Annotated in this window: 21 protein-coding genes and 1 rRNA gene; 1 reads left to right on the top strand and 21 read right to left on the bottom strand. The window is 41.7% G+C overall.

Annotated features, from left to right (window positions below):
* The 7 genes from BK126_RS21545 to BK126_RS21515 form a co-directional block, all read right to left on the bottom strand.
* Positions 1-223 (bottom strand): 16S ribosomal RNA (locus tag BK126_RS21545); the annotation flags it as partial.
* A gap of 386 nt (positions 224-609) precedes the next feature.
* Entirely contained in the window at positions 610-2625 is a 2016-nt protein-coding gene (gene ligA, locus BK126_RS21540; protein ID WP_076314582.1) for an NAD-dependent DNA ligase LigA, read from the bottom strand.
* Positions 2626-2864: 239 nt separating this feature from the next.
* Positions 2865-5186 (bottom strand): DNA helicase PcrA, encoded by a 2322-nt coding sequence (gene pcrA / locus BK126_RS21535; RefSeq protein ID WP_076314581.1) that lies wholly within the window; start codon positions 5184-5186, stop codon positions 2865-2867.
* 40 nt (positions 5187-5226) lie between these two features.
* Positions 5227-5937 carry a heptaprenylglyceryl phosphate synthase gene (gene pcrB / locus BK126_RS21530; protein ID WP_076314580.1) on the bottom strand — a complete coding sequence of 237 codons (711 nt, stop codon included), beginning with the start codon at positions 5935-5937 and terminating at the stop codon, positions 5227-5229.
* Positions 5938-6228: 291 nt separating this feature from the next.
* A complete protein-coding gene (locus BK126_RS21525; protein ID WP_076314579.1) occupies positions 6229-6705 on the bottom strand; it encodes a hypothetical protein in 477 nt (158 codons plus the stop codon).
* A 252-nt stretch (positions 6706-6957) separates the two neighbouring features.
* The gene (locus BK126_RS21520; RefSeq protein ID WP_076314578.1) at positions 6958-9516 is read right to left on the bottom strand and encodes a diguanylate cyclase domain-containing protein; all 2559 of its coding nucleotides are present in this window, start codon (positions 9514-9516) and stop codon (positions 6958-6960) included.
* Between the two features lie 18 nt (positions 9517-9534).
* Positions 9535-10131 carry a biliverdin-producing heme oxygenase gene (locus BK126_RS21515; protein WP_076314577.1) on the bottom strand — a complete coding sequence of 199 codons (597 nt, stop codon included), beginning with the start codon at positions 10129-10131 and terminating at the stop codon, positions 9535-9537.
* 197 nt (positions 10132-10328) lie between these two features.
* Here BK126_RS21515 and BK126_RS21510 point away from each other — a divergent pair, with 197 nt between their 5' ends.
* Positions 10329-10709 carry a TIGR02328 family protein gene (locus tag BK126_RS21510; RefSeq protein WP_076314576.1) on the top strand — a complete coding sequence of 127 codons (381 nt, stop codon included), beginning with the start codon at positions 10329-10331 and terminating at the stop codon, positions 10707-10709.
* Positions 10710-10833: 124 nt separating this feature from the next.
* Here BK126_RS21510 and BK126_RS21505 read toward each other — a convergent pair whose 3' ends face one another.
* The 14 genes from BK126_RS21505 to BK126_RS21440 all read right to left on the bottom strand — a co-directional run bounded on the left by BK126_RS21505 (position 10834) and on the right by BK126_RS21440 (position 26429).
* Positions 10834-12234: an undecaprenyl-phosphate glucose phosphotransferase gene (locus BK126_RS21505; RefSeq protein WP_076314575.1), complete on the bottom strand. Its 1401-nt coding sequence runs from the start codon at positions 12232-12234 to the stop codon at positions 10834-10836.
* Positions 12231-13163, bottom strand: a complete 933-nt coding sequence (locus tag BK126_RS21500; protein ID WP_076314574.1) for a glycosyltransferase family 2 protein — start codon at positions 13161-13163, stop codon at positions 12231-12233. Before BK126_RS21500 ends, BK126_RS21505 begins: the two co-directional genes overlap by 4 nt.
* Positions 13164-13243: 80 nt before the next feature.
* A complete protein-coding gene (locus BK126_RS21495; RefSeq protein ID WP_076314573.1) occupies positions 13244-14242 on the bottom strand; it encodes a glycosyltransferase family 2 protein in 999 nt (332 codons plus the stop codon).
* Positions 14243-14392: 150 nt separating this feature from the next.
* Positions 14393-15274 carry a dTDP-4-dehydrorhamnose reductase gene (gene rfbD / locus BK126_RS21490; protein ID WP_076314572.1) on the bottom strand — a complete coding sequence of 294 codons (882 nt, stop codon included), beginning with the start codon at positions 15272-15274 and terminating at the stop codon, positions 14393-14395.
* A gap of 3 nt (positions 15275-15277) precedes the next feature.
* Positions 15278-16294 (bottom strand): dTDP-glucose 4,6-dehydratase, encoded by a 1017-nt coding sequence (gene rfbB, locus BK126_RS21485; protein WP_076314571.1) that lies wholly within the window; start codon positions 16292-16294, stop codon positions 15278-15280.
* 14 nt (positions 16295-16308) lie between these two features.
* Positions 16309-16857: a dTDP-4-dehydrorhamnose 3,5-epimerase gene (gene rfbC / locus BK126_RS21480; RefSeq protein ID WP_076314570.1), complete on the bottom strand. Its 549-nt coding sequence runs from the start codon at positions 16855-16857 to the stop codon at positions 16309-16311.
* Between the two features lie 17 nt (positions 16858-16874).
* Positions 16875-17618, bottom strand: coding sequence for a sugar phosphate nucleotidyltransferase (locus tag BK126_RS21475; RefSeq protein WP_076314569.1), 744 nt, complete (start codon positions 17616-17618; stop codon positions 16875-16877).
* Positions 17615-18058 (bottom strand): GtrA family protein, encoded by a 444-nt coding sequence (locus BK126_RS30285; RefSeq protein ID WP_076314568.1) that lies wholly within the window; start codon positions 18056-18058, stop codon positions 17615-17617. Before BK126_RS30285 ends, BK126_RS21475 begins: the two co-directional genes overlap by 4 nt.
* Positions 18039-19007 carry a glycosyltransferase family 2 protein gene (locus BK126_RS21465; RefSeq protein ID WP_076314567.1) on the bottom strand — a complete coding sequence of 323 codons (969 nt, stop codon included), beginning with the start codon at positions 19005-19007 and terminating at the stop codon, positions 18039-18041. Before BK126_RS21465 ends, BK126_RS30285 begins: the two co-directional genes overlap by 20 nt.
* Positions 19008-19014: 7 nt before the next feature.
* Complete coding sequence (locus BK126_RS21460; protein ID WP_076314566.1) at positions 19015-21396, bottom strand: YfhO family protein; 2382 nt, start codon at positions 21394-21396, stop codon at positions 19015-19017.
* A 46-nt stretch (positions 21397-21442) separates the two neighbouring features.
* Positions 21443-23254, bottom strand: a complete 1812-nt coding sequence (locus BK126_RS21455; protein ID WP_076314565.1) for a glycosyltransferase family 2 protein — start codon at positions 23252-23254, stop codon at positions 21443-21445.
* Entirely contained in the window at positions 23251-24645 is a 1395-nt protein-coding gene (locus BK126_RS21450; RefSeq protein WP_076314564.1) for a glycosyltransferase, read from the bottom strand. Before BK126_RS21450 ends, BK126_RS21455 begins: the two co-directional genes overlap by 4 nt.
* Positions 24642-25109: a hypothetical protein gene (locus BK126_RS21445; protein WP_076314563.1), complete on the bottom strand. Its 468-nt coding sequence runs from the start codon at positions 25107-25109 to the stop codon at positions 24642-24644. Before BK126_RS21445 ends, BK126_RS21450 begins: the two co-directional genes overlap by 4 nt.
* 3 nt (positions 25110-25112) lie before the next feature.
* Positions 25113-26429, bottom strand: coding sequence for an ABC transporter ATP-binding protein (locus tag BK126_RS21440; protein ID WP_076314562.1), 1317 nt, complete (start codon positions 26427-26429; stop codon positions 25113-25115).
* Between the last annotated feature and the right edge of the window lie 14 nt (positions 26430-26443).

Raw genomic sequence — 26443 nt, 5'->3', positions numbered from 1 at the left:
GATTACTCCGTCTTTCTTTCCCCTCCCATGCGAGAGAAGAACCTATCCGGTATTAGCTACCGTTTCCGGTAGTTATCCCAGTCTTATGGGCAGGTTACCTACGTGTTACTCACCCGTCCGCCGCTAAGCTAGGTGAAACAAGTTTCACCTTACTCCGCTCGACTTGCATGTATTAGGCACGCCGCCAGCGTTCGTCCTGAGCCAGGATCAAACTCTCCAAAAAAGAGAGCGATTAAGCTCATTTAGAAAAACTGACGAGAACGTAATGTTCTCTTAAATTTCATCATCCATTTGTTCAATTTTCAAAGAACTTGATTCTTTTATCTTAGTCGCTAATTTCTCGCGACTGGATATTTATCATATCATTTTATTGTCGTTGTTGTCAACATCTTTTTTCGACGTTTTTCAACATCTTTCGACAATGTTTTTACATCGCTTGAAGCGACAAGAAATAATATAACACGTTAAAAATATTTTGACAACCCTTTTTATAAATTAAATTTCTTTTTACGGAACTGAGAAAAAAAGAAACGCAGCTGTCGACAAAGATCAGTTCGACAGACTGCGCTTCTACATCTATAAAAATACATGCGGGTTAACGATAGAATTCTACTTAAGCTGCAGAAGCTTAACGAACTCATCTTCGTCTTCAATGGTGTCTATGCCTAGCTGCTGTGCTTTAGCCAGCTTACTTCCGGCTTTTTCTCCCGCTATAACGAGATCTGTTTTTTTCGATACACTTCCCGTTACTTTTGCGCCCAGCGCCTCAAGTCGTTCGGTAGCCTCTTCTCTCGTTAGCTGATGCAAGGTTCCTGTAAGCACAACGGTCTTCCCGCTGAAGAATGAATCGGTCACAACGACCTGTGCTTCTTCAGGTGCTTTGGCCTCGACTCCAAGAGACAGCATCTTCTCGATACTCGCTTGTATAAATGGATCCTGGAAGAAGGATACGATACTCTCAGCAACAATAAGTCCCACATCAGGAAGCTCCACCAGCTCCTCTACTGTCGCATTCATAATGCGATGAAGATCGCGGTAATGGTCAGCGAGCATTTTGGTGGTTGATTTTCCGGTGTTCGGGATACCCAAAGCATATAAGAAGGATGCTAGATCTCTGCCTTTGCTCTCTTCGATGGCTGCCAGCAGATTTTTCGCCTTCTTGTCACCGAATCGGGATAACCCAATAAGATCTTCATAAGTCAGGGTGTAGAGCTCTGCCGCTTCTTTTAAACCTTTTTCATCATGAAGCTGAATTGCCGTCTTGTCACTGAACGTTTCAATGTCCATGGCATCGCGGGAAGCAAAATGAGAGATGCGGGCTACGATTTGCGGCTTGCAGTTCATTTTATTGTTGCAAAATAAATGTGCACCCCGCTCCTCCAGTGGGAACCCGCAAGAAGGACATTCTGTAGGATACACAATCTCTTCACCATCTGCCTCTTCTGTCACCTTACCCAATATTTCAGGGATGACATCGTTCGATCGGCGAATAAAGACACGCGTTCCGAGTGCGAACTTCAAGTTCTTACGCTCAATATCGCCAACATTGTTCAGTGTACAGTTGGATACCGTAACTCCTGCTAGTTCAACTGGTTCAACACGAGCCAGCGGCGTGACTTTTCCTGTACGTCCCACATTCCAGCTGACCGAGTTCAGCACCGTCGTTGTTTCCTCCGCCTCAAACTTATAGGCAACAGCCCACCGTGGGAATTTATCTGTATAGCCCAGTACCTGCCGGGTACGCATATCTGTAAGCTTAATCACCGCTCCATCAATAAGATAGTCCAGCTTATCACGGTTCTCCTGGATTTCCGCGAGACGCTCCATCACATCGTCAAACTCTTGGAAGTAGCTGATATATGGATTTACCTTGAAATGATTGTCGCGTAAAAACTGCATCATTTCTTCATGACTCTCAAATTGAACTGCGTCCGAATAGCCCACATTATAGAAGAAAGCACTGAGTCTGCGCTCTGCTGTCACTTTGGGATTCAGGTTGCGAAGGGCGCCTGCTGCGGCATTACGCGCATTTTTGAGAGGATCGGCTGCCGTCTCGTTGTATTTGTTCAGCACGGAGAGATTCATAATCCCTTCACCTTGAACCTCAATCGTACCGTCGGTGTATGGAATGGTCAGCGGCACAGACTTGATCGTTTTTACTTGCGCCAAAATACCTTCACCTGTAACTCCATTCCCCCGGGTCGAGGCTTGAACAAGCTGCCCATCCGTGTAGGTCAAATTCAAAGTGAGACCATCAAACTTCAATTCAATCGCATAACCCGGCTCCGGAAGCGGTGTATCGGGATTCTTGCTGTTATAATCCTGAACAAGACGCTGCACTCTGCCGTTCCAGCTGCGAAGCTGTTCAATGTTCTGTGCCTTGTCCAAGCTCCATAGAGGAGATAAATGGCGATGAGGCTTGAAGCCTTTGAGGAGCTCGCCTCCCACACGCTGAGTCGGAGAATCGGGCAGTACAATCCCGCTTTGCGTCTCCAGCGATACCAGCTCATCGTACAAAACATCATATTCTTTATCACTAATCTTGGGCTTATCCAGCGTGTAATAGTGATAGTTGTACTCATTCAGCTCCTTTACGAGCTGTTCCAATCGATGCATTGGATCCATGTAGGGCTATCCCTCCGTGAAAATAAATTAAAATAATATGTAAGGCCCGTGAGAGGCCAAATTCATGCATTGCCAGAATATGCAGCTAGATGCTAGATAAGCGCATTCTGCCCTACAGATATTACCTTCTCACGGGTACCTTCATTAAATGGTGAACTCACCTATGATGTTCAGTTTAAATTCGAAAGCTTGAACGATTAATCAGCAAAAGCTATGCGCACATAGCCTTGCCATCCTTATTATTCCACCTTGGTTATCGGCGCAAAACCGGCAAGCAGACGTTTCACACCAACCGGCGCAGGAAAAGCAATCTGCAGCTCCATATCATTGCCTGCACCTTTAATGGAGACAATCGTGCCTGTTCCCCATTTGCCATGCTGAACTTTATCGCCTGCGGCGAAATCCTTCGAGCCACTGCCTGCTGCACTTGCGGCTGCAGCTGGTCTCCCTGTCGTAACAGATACTTTAGAAGCAGCTGCAGATGCTGTGGAACCACCGAAGCCGGTACTGGTTCGAGAGCCTCCAAAGTTGCTTCCTCCTCCAGAGAATCCGCGTCCTCCATAGGAACCGCCAGCATTGGTGCCTCCTCCGCGGCGATAGCGGTCCTGGGCTATTTTCGTATCCTCCTTGAGATCTTCCGGAATCTCATCCAGGAAGCGAGAAGGCGGGTTCGCTGTCGTCCGTCCGAACAACGTCCGCATTTGAGCACAGGACAAGAAGAGCTGCTGTTCGGCACGCGTAATCCCTACATAGGCAAGGCGACGCTCCTCTTCAAGCTCCTCCTCATCCATAAAGGTCCGGCTGTGCGGGAACACACCTTCCTCCATCCCGATAATGAAGACAACCGGAAACTCAAGCCCCTTGGCACTGTGCATCGTCATCAGAACGACTGCATCGTCCTGCTCTTCCTCATCATCATTCATGCTGTCAATGTCAGCGATCAGAGCAAGATCCGTTAGGAACGAAACCAGCGACTTATCTTCGTTGTTCTTCTCGAATTCCATCGTCACAGACAGGAACTCATCTATATTTTCAAGTCTGGCCTTGGACTCCAGTGTATTCTCGTTCTGGAACTCCAGACGATACTGGCTCATCTCCAGTATTTTTTCCGTCAGCTCCGTTACCGATAGATACTCAACCATCCGATGCAGGGCCGCAATCATATCATAAAATTCAACAAGCGCATTGCGTGTACGTCCAGCAAACCCCAGATCATCAACCACCTCAAGCACCTTGAAAATGGACACGCCTCTCTCCCCTGCTGCGGCAGCGAGCTTGCCAACGGTCGTATCACCAATGCCGCGTTTAGGCACATTAATAATTCGCGTGAGGCTGATATCGTCATCAGGGTTCGATAGAAGGCGCAAATAAGCAAGGATGTCCTTGATCTCTTTACGGTCATAGAACTTAATCCCGCCGACGATTTGGTAAGGAATATCGGACTTAATCAATATTTCCTCGATTACCCGGGACTGTGCGTTGGTCCGATACAATATTGCATGATCCTGGTAGCTCTTGCCCTTATTGACGTTCTTACTGATCTCTGAAGTAACAAAGTATCCTTCGTCATGCTCTGAATCTGCACGGTAGACCTTAATCTTGTCTCCGCCCGTCTTATCCGTCCACAGCTTCTTCGGCTTGCGTCCCGAATTAAGGGCGATGACAGCATTAGCTGCGTCCAGAATGTTGGAGGTGGATCGATAATTCTGCTCCAGCAGAATCGTACGAGCTTCCGGATAATCCTCTTCAAAGTTCAAAATATTGCTGATATCCGCACCGCGCCAACGATAGATCGACTGGTCACTATCACCCACAACGCATATACGGTGATGCTTGTCCGCCAGCATCCGAGTTAACATATATTGTGCACGGTTTGTATCCTGATACTCGTCCACATGGATGTATTGGAATTTCTTTTGATAAAAATCAAGCACTTCCGGCACTTCCTTGAAGAGCTGAATGGTCGTCATGATGAGGTCATCGAAATCAAGCGAGTTGTTCGCCTTCAGGCGTTTTTGGTACATCGTGTATACTTTCGCCACAATACCTTCAAAATAATCGCCGATCTTCGCTTCATACTGTGCCGGAGTGACCAATTCATTCTTCGCGGTGCTCATGGCAGACTGAATCGCTTTGGGTTCAAATTTCTTCGTATCGATGTTCAAATCCTTCATGCAATTACGAATAACCGACAGCTGATCTGCCGAGTCTAGAATACTAAAGTTCGAAGTAAATCCGATTCGTTCTATATCGCGGCGCAAAATCCGCACACACATGGAGTGAAACGTGGATACCCATATATCCCGTCCTTCAGAGCCGACGAGCTTGGATACCCGTTCCTGCATCTCCCGTGCTGCCTTATTCGTAAATGTAATGGCGAGAATGCCCCAAGGTGCTGTTTTCTTAGTGGCAATCAAGTAAGCGATACGATGGGTCAACACTCTCGTCTTACCACTGCCTGCGCCGGCCATAATAAGAAGCGGCCCTTCTGTTGTAACAACAGCCTCCCGCTGCGGAGGGTTCAGACGTGCAACAGCGTCCTGTATATTAATGGATTGCATACATGCAAGCCCCTTTCGTTATTGAAGTAAAAAAAGTGCATCACCCGGTTTGTTTGTTCTCACCTGGTTTGACAGCCTGAACCGTAGCAAGCGCTGATGGCAGATCATAATAAACGGCATTACCGACAACAATAGTGTGTGCTGCTTTTGCCGCCTGAGCTGCTGTATCATAATCAACAATTCCGCCGCCATAAAATAGCTGAGACTGGAATGCTGCATGGCGAGCAGCCTCTACCTTTTCCATCTCACCGAAGGTTCCACTGTATTCAATATACACAACAGGCAGATTCATCAGTCTGTCCGCTACCTGTACGTAAGCAGCAACCCCTTCGGCCTCAAGGTCTGTATTCGGAGAAGTCAGCCGCGCTACCGTTGAATCCGGGTTCAATACAATATATCCTTCACACACAATAAGCTCCCAAGGAATCATATACCCAAACTGCTCAATGGCTGCCTGATGCTGTCCGGTGATCCAGCGCGTATCCTGTGCGTTCAGCACCATGGGGACCATGTACAGATCAAATCCCGGGACAACCGCCTCAAGGTCAGAAATTTCTTGTACACATGGAAGCTCGTATCTCCGTACCCTGGACAGCAGGTCCACCGTGTTATCGTACGTGACGCCGGAAGAGCCGCCGATCATAATCGCATCGGATCCGGACATGCATACCGCATCAAGCGCCTCATCCGTCAGTTCCCGGTCAGGATCGAGTTTGAAAATATGCTTCCATTCCTTGATCATTTCCTTCAAAATTCCATTCCTCCACGCGAGCAAATCACTACTAAAACAAGTCTATGATAGGGGATAAGGTAAGTCAATGTTCGTATGCGAGGCGAACAAGATTTTTAGCTGGAAACGGAGTATGGAATACCAAAAAACCTGCGCCTTTCTCGCGAAAGAGCAGGTTTACACAGGAACTAGGAAGCCACGGATAGGGAGCTGCCTTAATTACGCTGTCATTGATTTAATTTAACCGGATTAAACATTTGTGCTCTAAACCATTCACTCATTTAATTCAATTGCAAATTTAACAATCCAGCCCTAATGCTCACTTACCCGATTACGGACATATAATCGTTTGGGCTTCTCCGCGTAGAGCTTCTGCAATTCTCTCAGCTCCCGTTTTAATTGAGCATTCTCATCCTTCAGTAGACGAATCTGCTCCTCCGCAACATGAAGCTTATCCTGCAGCTTCTCCTCCAAGGTCCAGTGCTTACGGTCATGTCGCTGTCTGCCCTCATTCATAAGCCCCTTCTCTCCATACTTATCAAAGATCGCCCTCCATCGCTGCAGGCATCTCTTCGGAGTATCGGTACCTATCGCTTCCAAGCAGAAGCCGCCGCGTATAAAAATCTCCCTTGGCCGTATGCCGTCCTGATCTGCCCGTATCGCAGCAATTTTGAAAACGGGTGTGTATGTAATATTCCTGCCCTCTATACTGGACACATTCGGATTATGTCTGAGCTCATACAGCTGGGCCTGTGTAAACTCTTTGGGTCTTCGGGTTGCTTTTGCCATATCCTAAAACCTCACTTACGCTTATGTAATTTATATGATTCTTCCGAGCTATCAAAAAAGACCCGCTAAGAGGCGCGATCTAAGCAGCCTTCCAAGCGAGTCTGAATGGTGTGCTTAAGGACAGCCCCTAAGCTAATTATCTGCAAAATACTTCCAAAAGTTTATAGAGAACCTTAAATTCATCGTGAATTAATGTAGTAACTCATTCATGATGAAATAGAATTGAATGAATCATTTATGAAATAAGTTCCGTTATAGCATCGTAACATTGTTCTTACCTTGGTTTTTGGCTGAACGCAGGGAAGCTTCTGCTTGCTCGAACAAAACATCAGGATGAGTCGTTGCATCGGGCAATATGACCGCTGCACCAACGCTTACGGTCAACCATTCATGATTGTATTCATGTAGACTATGTTGTACAGGGATTTGAAGCGCCTCTACTCCTTGTCTGATCTCTTCTGCCAGGGTCAGCATCACTTCTTTGGTCACATCCTTGAGCCGCAGCCTGAATTTGCCGCCGCTTCTTCTACAAATGGAAGCATGATATTCTTCCCTTTCTCCAAGTACTCTCAGGACGTCAGCAACCCATTGCAGACAGAGATCTCCGTTCTTAAGCCCATGGGTAAGATTGTACGTACGAAAATCATCTACATCAATCATGAGCAGCCCCATGGAGTATTTTTCTACTATACAGCTCTCCCATTCCTGACACAGCTCTCTATCAAAAACAGAGCAGATCGAAAGTCCTGTGAGCGAATCGGTAACAAGATAGCTTTTGAGCTGATCTGTCATTTCCGCATATTCCTTTTTGTCACTACTGGATACACCCTGATGGATTAGAATCATAAAGGACGGCTCGCCCCCATGCATAACAGAAGCCAGCGTATACTCCAGAAGGAGTGAATCACCATCAGCCTGTTTGAAATAAGATTTGCCTGTAATCAGCTCAGTATTTCCCGTATCAAGCTCTTCCATCTTCTGATGAAAACCATCCTTTGATGAATCAGCGATATAATGATGAAACGCTTTGCCGTTCAGCTCTTCTGTTGACTCGTAGCCAAGCTGCTGTGCTGCTTTAGAATTACAGTATATGATCTTGCCTTGGGTTACCGTAAAAAATCCGACCGGAGACAGCTCCATCAGCTGCAAATACCGGTGTTCATTATCTCGAAGAATGCGGGCATTTTGAATCGCTTCTACTTCCATCTGTCTGAGCTGATTCTCTGTCTGGCTCCGAACAATACTTTTTAGCTCAGGGAGAATATTCAGCTCCTTGCTCAGCCAAGGATACGAAGTTGATTCTACTACCTCTCGCCATTTTTCAAAAGATTTGCGGGGAGACAAGCGGTACCCGTCGTCTGCTTTTATGACCGCTTTCGCTGGATCGCCTGCCCAATCCACGGTCTGAAGCACCTCGGCTCTGAACCAAATGATATAATCCCGATGCATTTGGTCCATAGACAGATAGAGCACTCCAGAGCCTACTTTTTTGTATTTCTCAGCTGGAGGATACTCTGCACTCAGCTTCGAAGAATGATAGGTATAGTCCTTCGCTTGACTCGAAAGCCAGTCTGCCAGATCTCGAACCTGTTCAGCAGAAGGCGTCTTCCCATAAAACATGAGATCATTCTGATACGATACGACCACTCCTGATGCTTTCATCAGATGAAGCAAAGACTCCTGCTCCTTATCCAAATCCGCAATCACACGGTTTGAGCTTGTATTGCCAATAAAGATCTGCACAATTCGCGAAGCGGTCTGTCTCAGCCTAATCTCTTCCTGATAATCATCCAGCTGCTGACGCTGAACCAATTCACTGCTGAAGAAAGCACCCAAAAAATTACACAGGTTCCTTATACGGTGGGGCACATATTTAGGAGAATAGTGATGGCACGTAATCAGTCCCCACAGCTCGCCATCATGAATCAGAGATATCGTTACCGTGGCCTGGACTCCCATGTTCTGCAGATATTCAATGTGCATGGGAGATACACTTCTGAGCACAGACAGGCTGAGGTTCAGCGGTTTACCTGTCAATGGCTGCACAGTCGGCACAATCGGCACAGGTGCATAATCTACGTCAACAATCGTTCTAAGCCAGTTGCGGAGGTAGAGCTCACGGGCTTGTCTCGGAATATCGGAGGCTGGATAGTGATGACCCAAAAAAGGTTCCAGCCCCACTTCCCTCGCTTCCGCTATAACCTTACCATTCCACTGCTCATCAAATTCATAGACCATGACCCGGTCGTACCCAAGCATCTCCTTCACTTGTTCAGCAACCACCTGGCTGGCCTCATATCTCGTACTGGTACGCTTAACTCGACTGAAGAAGTTATGAATCCAGTTATAATCATTCGTCGTAGACGGCTCTTCTTGAGCCGGCTCAAGCTCTAATATAATCAGACCTTCGCTGGAATGAGCGATGCCAAAGAAACGATCATCTGTATCACCAGCGTTAATCTTTAAACTCATATATTGCAGATCTGACGTATCACTCGCGCTTAAATTACGATCAATCAGCTCTTGCAGCGACTCCCCGCCAATGAGATCTGCAACTGGTGTTCCGATCAGCTCCTCCGCTTTTCGTCCGAAAAATTCAAAGGTATTGGCACTGCATTGCACAATCGTATGGGGAGATTCACTCAACACGGAGATCAAAACCCCATGCGGCTGAATCATTCCCGGAATATGTATCGGCTCCTTCTCACAATTGGTCAGGTCTATAGGCTCACCCGGATCGAGTTCCTCTTGTGAATTGTACAGTGTTCGATTCAATAACTGGTCATCCTGGTAATCCCCGGTTCCTGACATTGTCGTAAGATCCTCCCTTTATAATTGGCTACCAGCAGTACGGCTGATAAGCCATTGATTGAGCAATCGGAAGGTCTCTTTTGCCGTACCAACGATTATCTCGCGATCCGCACCGGCTTCAACAGCCGTGTTCATCGTCTCACTTAATTCTTTCCACTGCGTACGTGTATCTTGTCCATAAGCATTAAAATAAGAGAGTCCCGCTCCTGGCTCCAGGGCAAGATGGTCCTTCAGCTTACGGGTAATGATCTGTCCTCCCAGCGTGGAGCCTTCAATGACATATAGATAACCCAGCAGCTGTTCGGTTGAAGCGATCTCGGGAATGTCATTGCAGATGGGAATCTGCTCTCTATTCGAAGAAATGAATGCCAGATCCTGCTCCAGCAGTGGTGATTTGGCACGGTGCTTCATATCGATGCCGAGCTCCTGGACACCATCTATCTTTGCAATTTGCTGTTCGATCGGCAGAATAAAGCCGTAAAATTTCTCTAGATACGCCTGGTATTGGGCTGTAGTAAGGGTATGGTTCATAATGGCTGTGGCGTAATCATTTTGCTCAATCTGATCATGATCCTCCGCCGTTTCTTTCCTGAGCTGTTCCATAATGGTTGTCATATCCACGAACCTCCCTATTCCTATAAAATTAAAAAATATAGATCAAAATCCAATTCTTTCAGTATAAACAATGTTTGTCGAAAAAACGATAGATTTTCAATTAACCCCATAGGAAGATGTTTGCCATTGACCTGCTTAAATCCTCTCGCCTATGCTTATATAAATAGAAATAAACGATGATTGGGTGAGAAATATAAATGCGTTTGTGGCATGAAGATCTAATCCGTGTGCTCCCGAGACCCCAGCTGCTGGGACAGCACCGGGAATGCTGCGCCCTGCGGGGCGGCGGATGGGGCAAGAAACACGCGACCGTGAATTATGTGTTTGACTATCATCCGCTGAAGCTGGTTCGTTACCACATTTTAATTATGGAAGAAATGAAAAACCGAGGATACAACGTAGACAGCCTATGGGAGAATCCCGCTTATCGCGGAAAGCAGACCGATCCTTGGGATTGGGCGGAAGCATACGATGTGATGTCCCATGCGCGGTATGATGAGCATGACGATGTCTACATGAAGGAGTGTCTCGATAATCTTGCAGAAAAGGGCATTATTCTTGAAATGGGTGTGAATTAGGCGGACAGTTTAAGGTAATAGGTAGAGGGAGATATTTTGATTAGATAGAGGCAGGTAATAAGGACGGTAAAGAAAAAGATGGCGTTCTCTTGGAGCAAGAGTCTGCCATCTTTTTTCATAGCTTTCAGTATGCGTTCTTAAATCCATTAAGGATGGTCTTAAAAATAATTTTGATGTCAAACAGCAGGGACCAATTCTCAATATAGAAAATATCCTGCTCGATCCGGTCCTGAATAGAAGTGTCTCCACGTAGTCCCTGGCTCTGGGCAAGCCCAGTAATCCCTGGACGCACATGATGCTTAATCATGTATTTCGGAATTTCCTCCTTGAACTGATTCACAAAGTACGGACGCTCCGGACGCGGACCAACCACACTCATATGTCCGAGCAGTACGTTGAAGAACTGTGGAAGCTCATCTAGACTCGTAGCTCTTATGAAGGAGCCGAATCTCGTGCGTCTCGGGTCATTACGAGTAGTCCAGCCGGTGTCCACCATTCCCTCTGGAAGCAGCTTCATCGAGCGAAACTTATACATATGGAAGGTTCTGCGGTTCAGGCCCACACGCTCTTGTTTAAAAATAATCGGTCCAGGTGAAGTCAGCTTCACCCCCAGCGCAACAAGCAGCATCAATGGGAGGGTAATGATAATGGCCAGTATGGAAAAGACGATATCGAACACCCGCTTGACCAATCGGTTCATCGTCAGATCGAGCGGAATGTCTCTTACGTTGATAAGCGGCATGCCGGCAAAGTAATCAAACATCGGGCGCGCTGGCAAATAATCAAAAAAGTCCGGGATGATTAAGGTGCGGACACCTGCTTTTTCACATGTGTTAATAATCTCCGGATATTTGCTGTGTGCATCCAGCGGGAGAGCGAGTACAACTTCATCGATCAAATGTTTAGAAAGAATGGCTGAAAGATCATCCATCGAGCCTAGAATCGGCTTGAAATGCTTCTGCTCGTCTGTATCCCACTTCCGATAATCGTCCAGAAAGCCAATGACCTCATAACCTAAGTCAGGATACTGTCGCAAATTATTGTAGAATGTTCGGCCAAGAGAGCCCGCTCCTAGTATGAGCATAAACTGACGATTGTACCCTTTTTGACGTAAGGACTTAAGAATCTGTTTTAATACATAGCGGTACAGCAGGGTAAAGGTAATGTTCCCGATCATGTACATTCCCAGATAGGCACGGGAAATATCCACTTCTTTGAAGAAAAACATCAAGCTTAACAAAATGAATAAGCTGATTAAATGAATCTCGATAATTTTCCAAAAATCCTCGGCATACCGCTTCTTACGCTTAGGCGTGTATAAAGATACTAGAAAACCAATGATAATGGCAACTGCTCCATATACAAGGCTCCACAGCGTATAAGTTTCGAGAGGTACGGACACATCGTATGGCAGCAATCCACTCTCAAACTTCAGCCACCAGGCGAGTAAAAAAGAAAGCTGTATAATGAAGAAATCCACACCGACATACAGCTGTGTTAACAACTGCTGATTTCTGCGGATCATAAGTTCACCTCATTGCGAGAAGACTTTCCGGTTAATTGAGGCTCTGACTCTCCCCTGCTAACAAACCGGGCCAATCCATTTTTAAAGAAAGATGCTGCGAGTTTGACTCCAATTCCGCTATACACGGCTGCATTTGTCACTACACTATATTTCGCTTGGTAATGCTTCTGATGAAATATCCACATGGCTCTATGAAATTCGTAGATGATCTTGGCTGGCTTTCTTCGAGAACTGGCGCCTTTGTAGTGAATAATATATGTATATGGGTAGTAGTGAATGTCCCAGTCCGCTTGCTTGATCCGGTAGCACCAGTCTATATCTTCGCCGTACATAAAGAAGGTCTCGTCCAGACCTCCCACCTGCTCTATAGCTTCTCGCCTTACCAGCATAAATGCCCCTACTAGGCAATCGATAGGATAAGCTTGATCCGGATCCAGATGTCCCAGCTGGTATTGATTATACTTCGGGTTATCGGGAAACAGCTTCGAAATGCCAAATGCATAATAGAATGACGCAGAAGGCGTCGGGAAGCCTCTCTTGCAGGCCTTATCCAGCGATCCATCCGGCAAAATAATCTTGCAGCCCGCTGCTCCTACCTTCTTATTCTCCGGGGCATCCATGAAGGATAGCATCGTTTGCAAAGTGTCCTGCTGTACGACGGTATCCGAATTGAGCAGAAGTGAATATCGGCCACTAGCTATCGCGAGCCCCTGATTGTTCGCTTTCGCAAATCCTGTATTCTCTTGGTTGGCTATTAGGCGAACCTCTGGAAACTGTTCAGCAACTGCTTCAACGGTACCGTCGCTAGAATGGTTATCTATTAAAATGATTTCATAGGCATACTCCGTTCTGGATTCATATACAGATGCAATGCAATCCAGCGTCAGCTGCCTCGTATTGTAATTCACGATGATAATGCTAAGATCCATGAGAAATCTCCTGACAAAATGTACTAATCTATCGACAATTATAGCACATGGAGATATATTTTTCCTGAAATGTCCTGGATTTAACTTTTAGGAGGGGTTTTACGAGCCCTCTGAATGTATCCTCTTTTTGCTTTTAATTCCGTACGGCATTTATAAAATGACTTCCAAGCGCTTAAAACATCCCTTTCCTTCCATAGAAAATAAAAATGACTTGCCAGTTCGTAAGGTAGAAAAAAAATCAAATTCTTTAACAACATACCTACACTCTCATTTTTATAGATCATCTTGTAACGATTGATATAAGAGACTTGGCGAATAAATAATGGTATAGATTTCCGATTATCTTTTTTCCATCCCCGTTCATGCAGAGCCACCGCTTCAGCAATATAGAAGGATTTCCAGCCAAATACCTGAGCTCGCCAGGCTACATCCACATCCTCTTTATAGGCAAAAAAATCACCATCGAAAAACTGCCCGTTAATACTGATGTCGTTAATCATTTTTCGAGAATACATTGCTGCAGCGCCAGAGACGCCAAACACCTCACCAGAAGACTTCCATTTATCCGCTGATTCGCCTGCACCCCGATCAAACGCTCTATAGGTCCTGTTCATCGTTAGACCCGTACTATCGATTAAAGATGGATCTTCTTTGAGCCTAAGCATTCCTGTGGCACTTCCAACTTCGCTATGGTGATCCATGAATTCGACTAAATATCGAATATAATTAGGTTCAAGGGAAACATCCGGATTCAACACCAGCACATAGTCTGTCGCCGTGGCTTGTATCGCCTGATTATGGGCAGGAGCAAATCCCGTATTGGATTCATTCTCAATGAGTTGAATGTTAACCTTACCTTCTCGATAGGCAGGATGCTGTCTGATCCGATCTGTGGTCTGGTCCGAAGAGTTGTTATCCACGATGACAATAGATCGAACGGGATAGCTCTGTTGAAGAACATGATCAATACATTCCTTAATATCGCCGGCACTGTTATATGTAACGACATGCACACTAACCGTGCTATACCGTTGTTCATTATTTAGTATCTGCTTTGGTTTTGCTAAGGTTTCCTTCATTGTATAGAGTTTTCCTTATCTCATTTAGTATATTGATTGTCGTGATTCCATAATAAACCATACAAGTTAATCTGACATCCACTATAAATCAAAAAGGCCCCATCTCACCTTTCCCTCGCTGGAAAAGATAAAACGAGACCTTCTCATCATCTATTCTGTTCTAACGCTTACTGCTTTCATTTCGGCCAAGAAGTCGTTTAATCCTTCCCGCCATGGACGAAGATCCGTTAAACCATTTGTTCGAATAGCGAGATGCTCCATCACCGAATTTTGAGGACGGGGCGCAGGCCGAGGAAACATATCTGTCGTGCACGGCTCCAAGGATGCAGTTACCTTCATATCAAGCACTTGAGCTGCATCTTCCAGTATCGCTTGTGTAAATTCATACCACGTGCAAGAGCCGCTGTTAGAGGCGTGATAGATTCCATACTTTTCTGTCTGGATCAATTCATACAGAAATGCGGCCAAATCTACTGTGTAGGTAGGAGATCCCTTCTGGTCGTTCACCACATTCAGCAGGGGCTTTTCCTGTCCCAATTTTAGCATCGTCTTCACAAAGTTACTGCCGTGAAGGCCATAAACCCAAGAAGTACGTACAATAAAATAACGTGAAGATAAGCTTTGAGTCAGAACCTCGCCAGCTCTTTTCGACTTACCGTAGATACTTTGAGGGTCCGTATTGTCATACTCATGATAAGGTTCAGAAGATTGGCCATTAAATACATAATCTGTACTAATATAGACGATTTTAGCTCCAATCTTCTCAGCAGCTACGGCCAAGTTTCGGCTTCCTGTGGCATTCACTAAGTAGGCACCTTCTACGTCTGTTTCCGCGGCATCCACTGCGGTGTAGGCTGCACAGTGAATAATCGCTTGTGGACTGAATCCAGTCACTACGGCTTCACACTGTTCTGAGTTTGTAATATCAAGTGTTTGACGATCACAAGCAAGGATCTCGCAGCCTTTACTTTGCAGCAGCAAAACAACGTCCTTCCCGAGCTGACCTGCTGCTCCGGTAACCAGAACTTTCATCGATTAGTCCCCCAGTCGCCCTCCATATTGTTGGGAATAGTATTGTTGGTAGGCTCCGGATTGAATGCGGGTCCACCACTCCTCATTGTCCAAATACCACCGGATCGTTTCCTTGATTCCCGTCTCAAAGGAATGCTTCGGTTTCCACCCAAGCTCCGTCATCGTTTTGGCCGGGTCAATGCCGTAGCGGCGATCATGCCCAGGACGGTCCTTCACATAGGTAATCAAGGACTTGGGCTTCCCAAGCTCCTCTAGAATGGTCTCAACGATCTGTATATTCGTCCGTTCGTTGTTACCTCCGATATTGTACACCTCGCCAAGTTTACCTTGATGGATGACCAAATCGATGGCACTGCAATGGTCCTCGACATACAGCCAATCCCTAATGTTTAACCCGTCTCCGTATATGGGCAGGGATTTGTCCGAGAGAGCTTGAGAAATCATAAGCGGAATGAGCTTCTCAGGAAATTGATAAGGTCCATAATTGTTTGAACAGCGTGTAATGTTTACAGGGAGACCAAACGTTTCATGATAGGCTCTGACAAGCAGGTCACCGCCCGCTTTGCTCGCAGAATAAGGACTGTTTGGCGCCAAAGGCGTTTCTTCCGTAAATAGCCCTGTAGCTCCAAGGGATCCATATACCTCATCCGTCGATACTTGAACAAATTTGGATACGTTATACTTCTTCGCCGCATCGAGCAGCACCTGCGTTCCAAGCACATTTGTCTTAACAAAAACGTCCGGTTCCATAATGCTGCGATCCACATGAGATTCTGCCGCAAAATTGACAACGACATCTACATCCTGCTGAATCAAGGCATCCATAGTTTTTGCATCCGTAATGTCTGCTTTTACAAAGGTATGCTTAGGATTGTTTTCGACTGACTTTAAATTTTCCAGATTACCAGCGTATGTGAGTGCATCAACGTTAATGATCTCGTAATCTGGATATTTTTCTAACATGTATAGTACAAAATTACTACCAATAAAGCCGGCGCCGCCCGTTACAAGTAGTTTCATATTTGTCCGCCCTCCTACTCAAAATTCAGCTCTGCATCTGCCAACACCGGATGCTTCTGATCCTTATCAGACAACACGGGGTGTGATACAGGCCAGTCGATGTTTAACGCAGGATCGTTCCATAGAATTCCACGGTCATTCTCTGGAGAATAATATTCATCCACTTTGTAAATCACCTGTGTATTGGGGACGAGCGTGCAGAAGCCATGTGCGAAGCCTTTAGGTACAAGTAACTGGCGCTTGTTATGCTCGCTTAAGATAACCCCCACCCACTGTCCAAAGGTCGGGGAATTTTTACGAATATCTACGATAACGTCATATATTGCACCCGCAATAACGCGAACAAGCTTAGTTTGAGCTTTAGGATTCAACTGGTAATGAAGTCCTCTCAAGACACCGGGTTCAGCCGATAACGAGTGATTGTCTTGAATAAATTGATGCTTAATTCCATTACGATGGAAAAGCTCCTCATTATAGCTCTCCATGAAGAAACCACGGTTATCTCCGTGTACTTTGGGCTCAATCAGAATGGCTCCTTCTAGATGTAAAGGAGTGATATTCATACTTCTTCTCTCCTTTTTTATATTTTCAGCTTACCGAAGTCTTCACTGAACAGCAGATCCTTCGCCAATTCGTTGGCTCTCGCCAAAGAAGCATGAGTACCTGCATCAGTCCACCAGCCATGAAGTACATCAAAGCTTAATTCTCCTAGTTCAATATATGCATTGTTAACGTCTGTGATTTCCAATTCGCCTCGAGAAGAAGGTTTCAACGTTTTGACGATATTAAATACGCGATGGTCGAACATATATATTCCTGTTACCGCGTAGTTGCTTTTAGGTTGTTTGGGCTTCTCCTCAATAGATATGATTCGATCTCCCTCCAACTCAGCCACCCCAAAACGATGAGGGTCTGCGACCTGCTGCAGAAGGATCTTGGCGCCTTCTCCTTGCTGGCGGAAGTTTTCAACAAACGGAGTGATGTCGTCCTCGAATACGTTGTCTCCGAGAATGACGACCATTTGGTCTTCTCCAACGAAGTGCTCTGCTAGGTCAAGTGCCTGTGCAATTCCACCCGCTTCATCCTGTACTTTGTATGTAAAGGTAACTCCCATTTCTCGGCCGCTGCCGAGAAGGTTAACGACGTCTCCCATGTGTTCTTTGCCAGTGACGATGAGGATGTCATTAAGTCCTGCTTGTTTTAATTTGTACACGGAATGAAATATCATTGGATATTTGCCTACTGGAAGCAAATGCTTATTGGTTACTTTAGTAAGTGGATATAATCTTGAGCCGGTTCCTCCTGCTAATATAATAGCTTTCATGTTGTACTCCTTTTGAATTTTTTATTAAAAGTCCAGAATTTATTTAAAAAATAATTATGAATGGGAACTATAAAAGAAGCTGTCAGTTGAGCATATACATACCATATTAAAAACACATCATTCATCAAATAAATCGTAATTAAGTTGACTAACAACCCACTTAGAGAAACTACTACATACTTTATAAAATATGTAGTCCTATTATGATTTCCATCTTGCGGATCAACTCTGTTACTAAACGTCCACTTATAGTTCAATATAAAAGAAATTACCAGTGATAAAGAAAATCCAATAACAGAAGAAATTAAAGAAGAAATGCCAAACACTTCTACACAGAGCACCATAGTAAAGAAGTGTATACCTGCACCTAAAACTCCTACTACTCCGTATTTTAACAATTCTAAATAATTTGAGATAAATCTAACTATTTTGATATTCATAGTACCTTTCTGAAGTCATCTCATTTTTCTTACCATTTGTAATTTCTCTTATTAGATATCTCGGCCTCATTTTAACTTCTTCATAGATACGCGCAATGTATTCGCCAATAATTCCAATTGAAATCATAAGTAAGCTTCCTGTGATTAAAAGCAATAGTATGACTGTTGTGAACCCTGAAACGGCATTTCCAGAAAGCTTCTGGTATAAGGTTTGAATAAACAGTGCAACTGCCCCTAATAAGAAGAAGAAACCAATGACAGTAATAAAATGCAGAGGAATAGTAGAATATGAAGTAATAGAATTTTTAGCTAGGACAAATAAAGTTTTAATAGACCATTTTGTATCTCCCCCACTTCTCTGCTCTACATTGAAAGATACTTGTTTCCTATTGTAACCTTGCCAAGCGGACATACCTCGAAAAAAAGTTACACGTTCTCTCATGTTTCTCCAAGAGTTAACAACCATTTTATCTAGAAGTTTGAAATCGGAGGCACCTGTCAAGTCTGTTCCCGTTAGCTTGTTCAGTGTACTATAATAGAGTGAGGTTAATGTCTTATACATAAACTTTTCTTGGCCTCTGTCCGACTTAACCCCCTCAACAACTTCATACCCTTCTTCCCAATACGAAATCATAATAGGCAATAGGGAAGGAGGATGTTGCAGATCGCTATCCATTATAATACAAGCATCACCAGATATATTATCCAACCCAGCACAAAGTGCTGCCTCTTTCCCAAAATTTCTACTTAGCTGTATGACTCTTACGTATTGGTACTTGAAACTGAGTTTTTGTAATTCGATCCATGTATGATCATTTGAACCGTCGTCAACAATCACAAATTCAAATTCATATTTTAAATCTTTTATATAGGACATGATGCATTCAATATTATTAAAGATGTTACTTCCTTCTTCAAATACCGGAATCACAAAGGATATCTTTTTCATCACATATTTACTCCTTATCTTGAACAAGCCCGTATCTTCTATTTCTATTGAATACAGTTGTGATTATATAAATAATTACTATTATTGCAGTTACACCGCTGACAAACGCACTGATATAGTAAATTTTCGGTTTAAAAACAAAGTCAATAGTATATTTCCCTTCACCAATTTCCATACCTATAAAGGTTCCATTGACTTTCTCCACAGGATATTCCTTGCCTTCAATAAACGCTTTCCAGCCATCATAGTATGTTTTATTCACAAATAAAGCTCCGGTATCTTTCATGTCCACTGATATGGAGAAGTTCCCATTACCAGTCTGGTTCACTTTTACTGGCTCATTTTTATACTGACTTTGATTTATAGTTTTGTTTTCAACTTGGTCATCAAAAACAATTTCCTCACCCAAAAATTCATCTGAGCTCATGTATGGCAAAACTTTATCTTCAGGCATTCTTGAAATGCTATAGCTAATAAAGCTTTCAGGAGATACTTCATTATTCTCAAACAGAATATAATTGCCTCCGTTGTAAGACCCAATCAAAGTGAAATTAGGTTCTTTCAATTCAACGCTATTAGTCTCCACATAATCACTTGTGGCTACGATGTATTTCACACCGAGCAAGTTAAACATTGTTGAGTTGAATTTAACATCAGAACCAAGACCAGACTCATCTTTTAAAGGAAATACCTGTTGAAGGTACTTATCATATGAATTAATTCTCATAGGGTTATACGAGTATATGTTCTCGAAACCAAATAAAATAGATTGATTCTGAATTGTTGCAGGAAAACCTAAAAACATAACTTTTTCAGCGTCGGTCGACGTATTATTTTCTATCCTTTGTTCAATTTCAGGTACAAACTCAAGATTTTCTCCATATAAAGCAGACTGAGTTATTACACTCTTCACATTTAATTTTTGAGCATTAAAGATTTGATTAGCGTTAAATGAAAAAACATCAAATAAAATTAGAATTATTAATAGTGTACTAAAATGAGCACCTTTTATTTTTTTATGATACAAAGCTGTGGAGATTAATACCCCTAACGAGATAATAACTATGCTGATTATTGCATTATTGATAATTGGCTTAACGATTTCGATTGATTCACTATTACTAAGTAACAGTACCCCATAAAGTACAATTACTAACAAACTTAGAAACATTAACAAGATCTTATTGATTTTCTTAAATAGTAAATAAAACACTTTAAAATTTACTCTAGCAAAAGTTAGTGTGTAAGCGACTATAATTGAAAAACCAAACGTGGTAAAAGAATAAAAATTATAGGATCTTCGTAATTTGTTATAACCAGGGATAATGTAATAGTTGATATAATGTAATATCGTCTCTCCACCAAAGGCCATTAATAAATAAATGATCGTAAATACAAACCAAAAAGTTACAGCGCTGTGTCTTGAATTGCTTTCCTTATATCTGGAAGCAAGTATAAATCCAACAATAACCAATACTAAAGGTATTAATCCAATGTACAAGTGACTTTCAACAATTTCTCTATTCAACCAACTTGGTGTGTACCCATACTTGCCAAAAAAATAAGGGAGTATTAATGAAATGATATGAATCGGAACTAGATTGGCTGCCATTGATCCATCAAGTGACATTTCAGATCTTGGTGAATCAGACATTAGCTGAAGAGTAGGCAATATTTGAACTATCGCTATAAGACCACCAATAAAAAACATAAGAAAAACTGATTTTAGAAAAGTGAAAACAGTGTTTTTATTAATAGATTTACCAAAGAAATTTCTCCACATTAAGTAGAAAATCAATAAATAAGCAGTATTTAGTGATGTCTGTATATGTCCGGCTAATACACTCATCCCATAAATTAATCCAGTGAGTATAAGGTAAAAATACCTATTTTTCTTCTCAAAAGAATATTCCAATAAAAGTAACATTAAAGGCACCCAAGCAATGGCATCAATCGTTCCATAATGTTGGGTGTGAGTCGCCATAAATCCACCGAATATAAAAACAATACTACTTATAAATGAAACATGATTACTAAATCCAATCTTCTTTGCATAAAAATACGTGAATAGACCAGCTAGCATAAAATGAAAAATCACTTGCATTTCGATGATGATATATCCAGGATCATCTTTTATGAAAGAAAGTAAGAAGTTAAACGGATATGAAATGGCTCCTTGTGGGTCTGCATATACAGGGTACCCTGATAAAATATAGGGTGACCACAAATAATCAAAATCGCGATAACCATTAATAGTTTGATAAAGATATGGGAAGTGATAGTCTAAGATATCCCATCCAAAGAATGCTGTTCCTAATATTATTTGAAGAAAGAAAACAAGAACTAAAAGTACAATTAGAGTTGGATAAAACCATATTTTGTTAGTCAATTCATTCTCACCTTTTGTAGTTATATAATTATGACTAAATCAAAAACTATCTCAATATCCTCTTAGCATAAAAAAATAGTTTATTCTTAACTTTAAATAAAAACGTCTTTATCCCCATATTCTTTATTTTATATATAATCATAGGAGGTTTATTAATAATAAACTCCGTATCCCTATAAATAGAAGCCATATCAATTTCAAACTTATTCTTAAAGTGTTTCTCCCTTACAATAAATAGGTATTTATCAAATAATTCTTGTCTTTCTGTGTTATGCACAACATTTGCTGGAATGCGATAAAGTGAAGTCAACTTCTCAACATATAAGAAATCATATCTGAGAGCATATCTAATCCACATATCCCAATCTTCTAGAACTTCAAGTTCTGGATCCATTCCTCCCAAAGCTTCATATATTTCTCTGTGGAACATTACTGTTTGAATAGGGAAATAATTATGATGAAGCAAAACTAACCTATTGAAAGGCTGCCTGTGCTGCACATTATGAAATTTTTCAACATATTTATATGGCTCTTGGGACAATACCTCTGTCGGCACTTCAAAGCCAATAGAGTAAGCAGCCTTATATGCTGGATTCTTAAGAATTTGATTCACAAGTACTTCAACGTGATCAGAAAAGAATAGATCATCATCATCTAGAAAATTAAAGTAATCACCATTCGCAATTTGCATGGCTAAGTTACCTGCAATGCATCTTCCTACTTTTTCTTCTGTAGCCTTGTAAAGAATATTCAAGTCATTGAATTCATTCTCAATCATAGTTCTGGAGACATCATTGCCATCTTCTACAATTACTACTTCTATATTAGGATAGGTTTGATTTCTGATACTTATTAAAGCTTCTCTAAGGACATTTGGTCTGTTGCAGGTACGAATTAGTACTGACACCAAAGGGAAATCGGAAGGCTTTTCATTAACGTAAAACGCTCCTTCCCGGATTATTTCATAATCCCATAGCTTAAAGTCAGGTTTAAAATCATTTTCCCCTTTTTTTCTCTTCCAGCTGCGAAATCTCATGCCTTCAATAGGGCTTTTTATTAAGTTTTTCCAAATGCGACTTTTATGATTTTGTACAGGACCATTAACCATCAAAAGGCCTCCGTACATGAAATTCCCTTTAACAATATCTTTTAGATTTCCAAACTTATACCTCAACATTAGATTCATATAGGTGCTATTATAATATTGGTTGGGCTTAACTTCTCCTGCTGAAAGATAGGTGTAGTGGTGTACTACACTTTTTGGAACATAGTTTAATGAGTATCCATAAGCCCGAAGCCTCCAACTTAAATCCACGTCTTCCCCATACATAAATATTTTCTCGTCAAACATGCCTACTTCAATAAAACGATCACGTCTTACCATGCAGCAGGCTCCACTTGACCACGTAGTTTCTAAGGTTACAGGATTATAATATTTCGGATGCTCATAAGGAAATTGTCTAGATTCCCAAAGGGCTACTTCTTCTGCTCCTGACTTTACTGCACTCATCAGTGCTTTAAGTGAATCTGCATGAAGTTCTGTATCAATATTTAGAAAATAAACATAGGGACTCGAAGTGTGCTGTACACCAATGTTATTGGCTTTACCAAAACCCGAATTATAGTCTAGGAAAATATGCTGATAGTTTCCGAACAAAGATTTGTTTCTATAGCTCGTTATGAGATTTTTAGTATTGTCTGTCGAATCGTTATCTACAAATGTAATAGTGATCTTATCTAAAGGATAATCAACTTCTTCAATAGACTTTAAGCATTGTTCAATCCACTTTTCCGAATTATATGAAACAAGAATAATATCTATTGGTTTCATCCATGAATCTTCTACCGGTATACTCATTTGCCCCTCTTCCTCATAAAGTAAGTTAATTTATTTATGAATGTTTTTTTTAATAAGTCATTCTCTTGTTCTAGCTCTCTTCTTTTCTTGGACATTTGATCTAATTGTTCTCTCAAATCACTTAATTGACTCGTTAACATGTTGATTCTTTCGTCTTTCTCTCTGTTTTGTCTATCTAGAAATTCAATGCCTTCACTTTTCTCGTTTAATTGTGTATGAAGCCACTCAATCCCCTGATCTTTTTCAGATAATTGTGAATTGAACCATTGGATACCTTTCTCCTTTTCAGATACAACTTCTTCCAGCCACTTTATATATTTATCCTTCTCCCCAATGGTTTGCTTCAAAGTTTGATTTATATTTTTATAATAGGATAATTCAGCCATTGATATCATACGATGGTTTGCTTGTTCTGTTGAATGTTGTCGATACTCCAATAATGGCTCGCCTACTCTCTTTGCTGCCCATCCATTATTGGTCATCCTCAAAAAGAAATTATAATCTTCAGGAACCTCGGACTTTTCAACATAACCTCCGATGTGGTCGAACGCTTCCCGTCGATACATCGAGGAACCGTGAATAAAGTTTTTTCCTTCATTCAATAAACTCTTAGATGTATCATCATAATCAGGGAAATTTATAATATAGTGAATCTCTTCTTTGATTTTCCCTCTCCATTTTTCATCAAAGTTTGCATATACCATCTTGGCACGTGGGCCAAATAGTGAGAAATCAGTATATGCCACACCAATGTTATCATCAGCATCTAATATAGCTGCTGTCTTTTCAATATAATCACTTCTGAATCGGTTATCGGCACCCAAAAAGCATATATAATCCGAACTAGTCAGCGATACTGCCTTGTTAAAGTGCTCTACAATACCCAGGTTCTCCTCGTTGCGATTATATTTAATATATCCAGAAAACCGTTTCACATAGGACTTTGCAATTTCTTCGGTATTATCAGTAGAAAAATCATCGGATATCCATATTTCATCGGGTTTTCTTGTCTGCCTTAAGACAGATTCGACCGCTTCTATTAAAAAGTTCCCATAATTATAAGAAGCTATAATTACAGCAATTTTTGCTTTAGTGAAATGAACTTCCGGTGTAACATTATGAATCTTAAAATCAGTAACATCTATTGAGTTTATTGACGTAGTATATTCAATCTGATAAGGAATATTTAATAACTCACAGATTCTTATACTCCCATCGCTATCAATTTGTTTCTTATCTGAGACAAGAAAAATAATTGAAATATGATTTGGATTGTTCGATTGGTAATCAGCCAAAGAAACAATTTTCTTATGTTTAAGCTCTATCATGTTAGTGTAAAAATTATCAGGAGTTACTTCCGTGCCTTCACGAAGATCGTATTGTAGAATCATTTTACATATACCTCAAATCTATAATTCTTATCGTCGATATCGTGGTAAATTTCTTTAGCAAGCAAATAAGGGAACCGAGTACTATAATTAGCGTCTAAGTGAATAGAAAGAAGAATCCCATCATCTTGGAGCATACGATCTATTTCTAATAGTAACAATTGTTTCTGACCCTTCAAATATTCGTTATCAAACACTTCGGAAACAATAATTAATTCAAACTGCCTTATTATCTTCCTAAAATCTTTCTGATAAATTATACCTTCAGACTCTTGAAAGCGAGAATCTATCTGAGAAGCAAATACATCTTTAGTTAGATGGGAATTTTCCACAAGAAGTCCAGTGAGATTCCCAGGTAAATAAGTTCCAATTATAAGAATGTCTTTATATTTGTCTAACTTAATTATGTTGTTCGATATCAGATCTCTAACGAAATCTTTAGTAGATGTTAATTTCTCGTTATCCATACATTAGCCTCCATTAATTTCTTCTAATGAAACTTCCATAGGATAACTAACCAATGCCCATCTGGTTTGACCAATGGGATCTTTTGATTTAAAAAAACACACATGATCAATTCGATCATAAAACAAATTGGTCGGAATTTGATCCACAACTAGTATAGTAAAAGAATAGTTTCCCTCTCTTAACCGATTCTTGAAACTAAATTCCACATATCCTCGTTCCCCAGAAACCTTTTGAGAGATAGATACTCCCTCATAAAATGTATTTGTTCCGATGATTTCCATCTGATTCTTGTCTCGAACGTGAATCCCAATAACAAGGTTATTAATATCATCGACAGCCAAATATTCAATTCTTAAACGAATCAAATCATCAAACCCAAATTCTGCAGATGCTACACCTAACTCATTGTATAATCCACAAAAATTAATCAATACTTCGCCTGTGCCAGTTCTATTATTTATTACTGCTTTGTCAAATTGTATTTTCTCTTTCTCTGAATAAAATGACGTGTTCTCCTGAAGGCTTATCGAAGTGCTAGGCTCTTTTTCATTAGGCAAATTATCTTTTAATGTAAACATTCCCTCACGGCTACGAAGATCCTGAATATAACGATCGCAAACTTCTCCGGCATCACCAATATCGATGACTTCGCCCTGGTTAAGATACACGACTCGGCTGCACATTGATTTCATTGTTCCTGTATCATGACTAACCAATAGAATAGTCGTTCCACTCTTCATTAAACTTTTCATTCTTTTCATGCATTTGGCTTGAAAAGCTGCATCTCCAACACTCAAGGCTTCATCTACTATTAGTACTTCAGGCTCAACATTGATAGCTACAGCAAAAGCTAAACGTGCAAACATACCACTTGAGTAAGTTTTTACTGGCTGGTGTATAAAGTCACCTATATCTGCAAAGGACAAGATAGCATCGAGTCTTTGATCTACCTCTTGTCTTGTATATCCCATAATCGTTCCATTTAAGTAGACATTCTCCATCCCAGAATATTCAGGATTAAAACCAGCCCCAAGTTCCAAGAGAGCCGATACTTTTCCAAGGACAGATATCTCACCGCTCGTAGGTTGCAGCACTCCAGTAATAATTTTAAGTAAGGTAGACTTTCCTGAGCCATTTTTACCTACAATTCCGATTATTTCTCCTCTACTGACTTCAAAGCTCACGTTGTTAAGGGCGAAAAACTCCCTGTGCTTATTTCTAGACTTTGGTAGTAAAGCTTCTTTTATCCGATCTGTATTTTTTTCGTATATCTTATAGACCTTTGATAAATTATTAACTTTAATGATCGGAGCAACCATATCAACCACTCTCC

It is taken from the genome of Paenibacillus sp. FSL H7-0326 (assembly GCF_001955535.1).
GTDB lineage: Bacteria > Bacillota > Bacilli > Paenibacillales > Paenibacillaceae > Paenibacillus > Paenibacillus shunpengii.
This window is presented reverse-complemented; position numbering and strand designations above follow the sequence as displayed.

Excerpts from the sequence above, each read along its gene's own strand:
- ligA (WP_076314582.1), bottom strand. The coding sequence starts at position 2,625 with ATGGATCCAATGCATCGATTGGAACAGCTCGTAAAGGAGCTGAATGAG.
- pcrA (WP_076314581.1), bottom strand. The coding sequence starts at position 5,186 with ATGCAATCCATTAATATACAGGACGCTGTTGCACGTCTGAACCCTCCG.
- BK126_RS21525 (WP_076314579.1), bottom strand. The coding sequence starts at position 6,705 with ATGGCAAAAGCAACCCGAAGACCCAAAGAGTTTACACAGGCCCAGCTG.
- BK126_RS21520 (WP_076314578.1), bottom strand. The coding sequence starts at position 9,516 with ATGTCAGGAACCGGGGATTACCAGGATGACCAGTTATTGAATCGAACA.
- BK126_RS21515 (WP_076314577.1), bottom strand. The coding sequence starts at position 10,131 with ATGACAACCATTATGGAACAGCTCAGGAAAGAAACGGCGGAGGATCAT.
- BK126_RS21510 (WP_076314576.1), top strand. The coding sequence starts at position 10,329 with ATGCGTTTGTGGCATGAAGATCTAATCCGTGTGCTCCCGAGACCCCAG.
- BK126_RS21505 (WP_076314575.1), bottom strand. The coding sequence starts at position 12,234 with ATGATCCGCAGAAATCAGCAGTTGTTAACACAGCTGTATGTCGGTGTG.
- BK126_RS21500 (WP_076314574.1), bottom strand. The coding sequence starts at position 13,163 with ATGGATCTTAGCATTATCATCGTGAATTACAATACGAGGCAGCTGACG.
- BK126_RS21495 (WP_076314573.1), bottom strand. The coding sequence starts at position 14,242 with ATGAAGGAAACCTTAGCAAAACCAAAGCAGATACTAAATAATGAACAA.
- rfbD (WP_076314572.1), bottom strand. The coding sequence starts at position 15,274 with ATGAAAGTTCTGGTTACCGGAGCAGCAGGTCAGCTCGGGAAGGACGTT.
- rfbB (WP_076314571.1), bottom strand. The coding sequence starts at position 16,294 with ATGAAACTACTTGTAACGGGCGGCGCCGGCTTTATTGGTAGTAATTTT.
- rfbC (WP_076314570.1), bottom strand. The coding sequence starts at position 16,857 with ATGAATATCACTCCTTTACATCTAGAAGGAGCCATTCTGATTGAGCCC.
- BK126_RS21475 (WP_076314569.1), bottom strand. The coding sequence starts at position 17,618 with ATGAAAGCTATTATATTAGCAGGAGGAACCGGCTCAAGATTATATCCA.
- BK126_RS30285 (WP_076314568.1), bottom strand. The coding sequence starts at position 18,058 with ATGAATATCAAAATAGTTAGATTTATCTCAAATTATTTAGAATTGTTA.
- BK126_RS21465 (WP_076314567.1), bottom strand. The coding sequence starts at position 19,007 with ATGAAAAAGATATCCTTTGTGATTCCGGTATTTGAAGAAGGAAGTAAC.
- BK126_RS21455 (WP_076314565.1), bottom strand. The coding sequence starts at position 23,254 with ATGAGTATACCGGTAGAAGATTCATGGATGAAACCAATAGATATTATT.
- BK126_RS21450 (WP_076314564.1), bottom strand. The coding sequence starts at position 24,645 with ATGATTCTACAATACGATCTTCGTGAAGGCACGGAAGTAACTCCTGAT.
- BK126_RS21445 (WP_076314563.1), bottom strand. The coding sequence starts at position 25,109 with ATGGATAACGAGAAATTAACATCTACTAAAGATTTCGTTAGAGATCTG.
- BK126_RS21440 (WP_076314562.1), bottom strand. The coding sequence starts at position 26,429 with ATGGTTGCTCCGATCATTAAAGTTAATAATTTATCAAAGGTCTATAAG.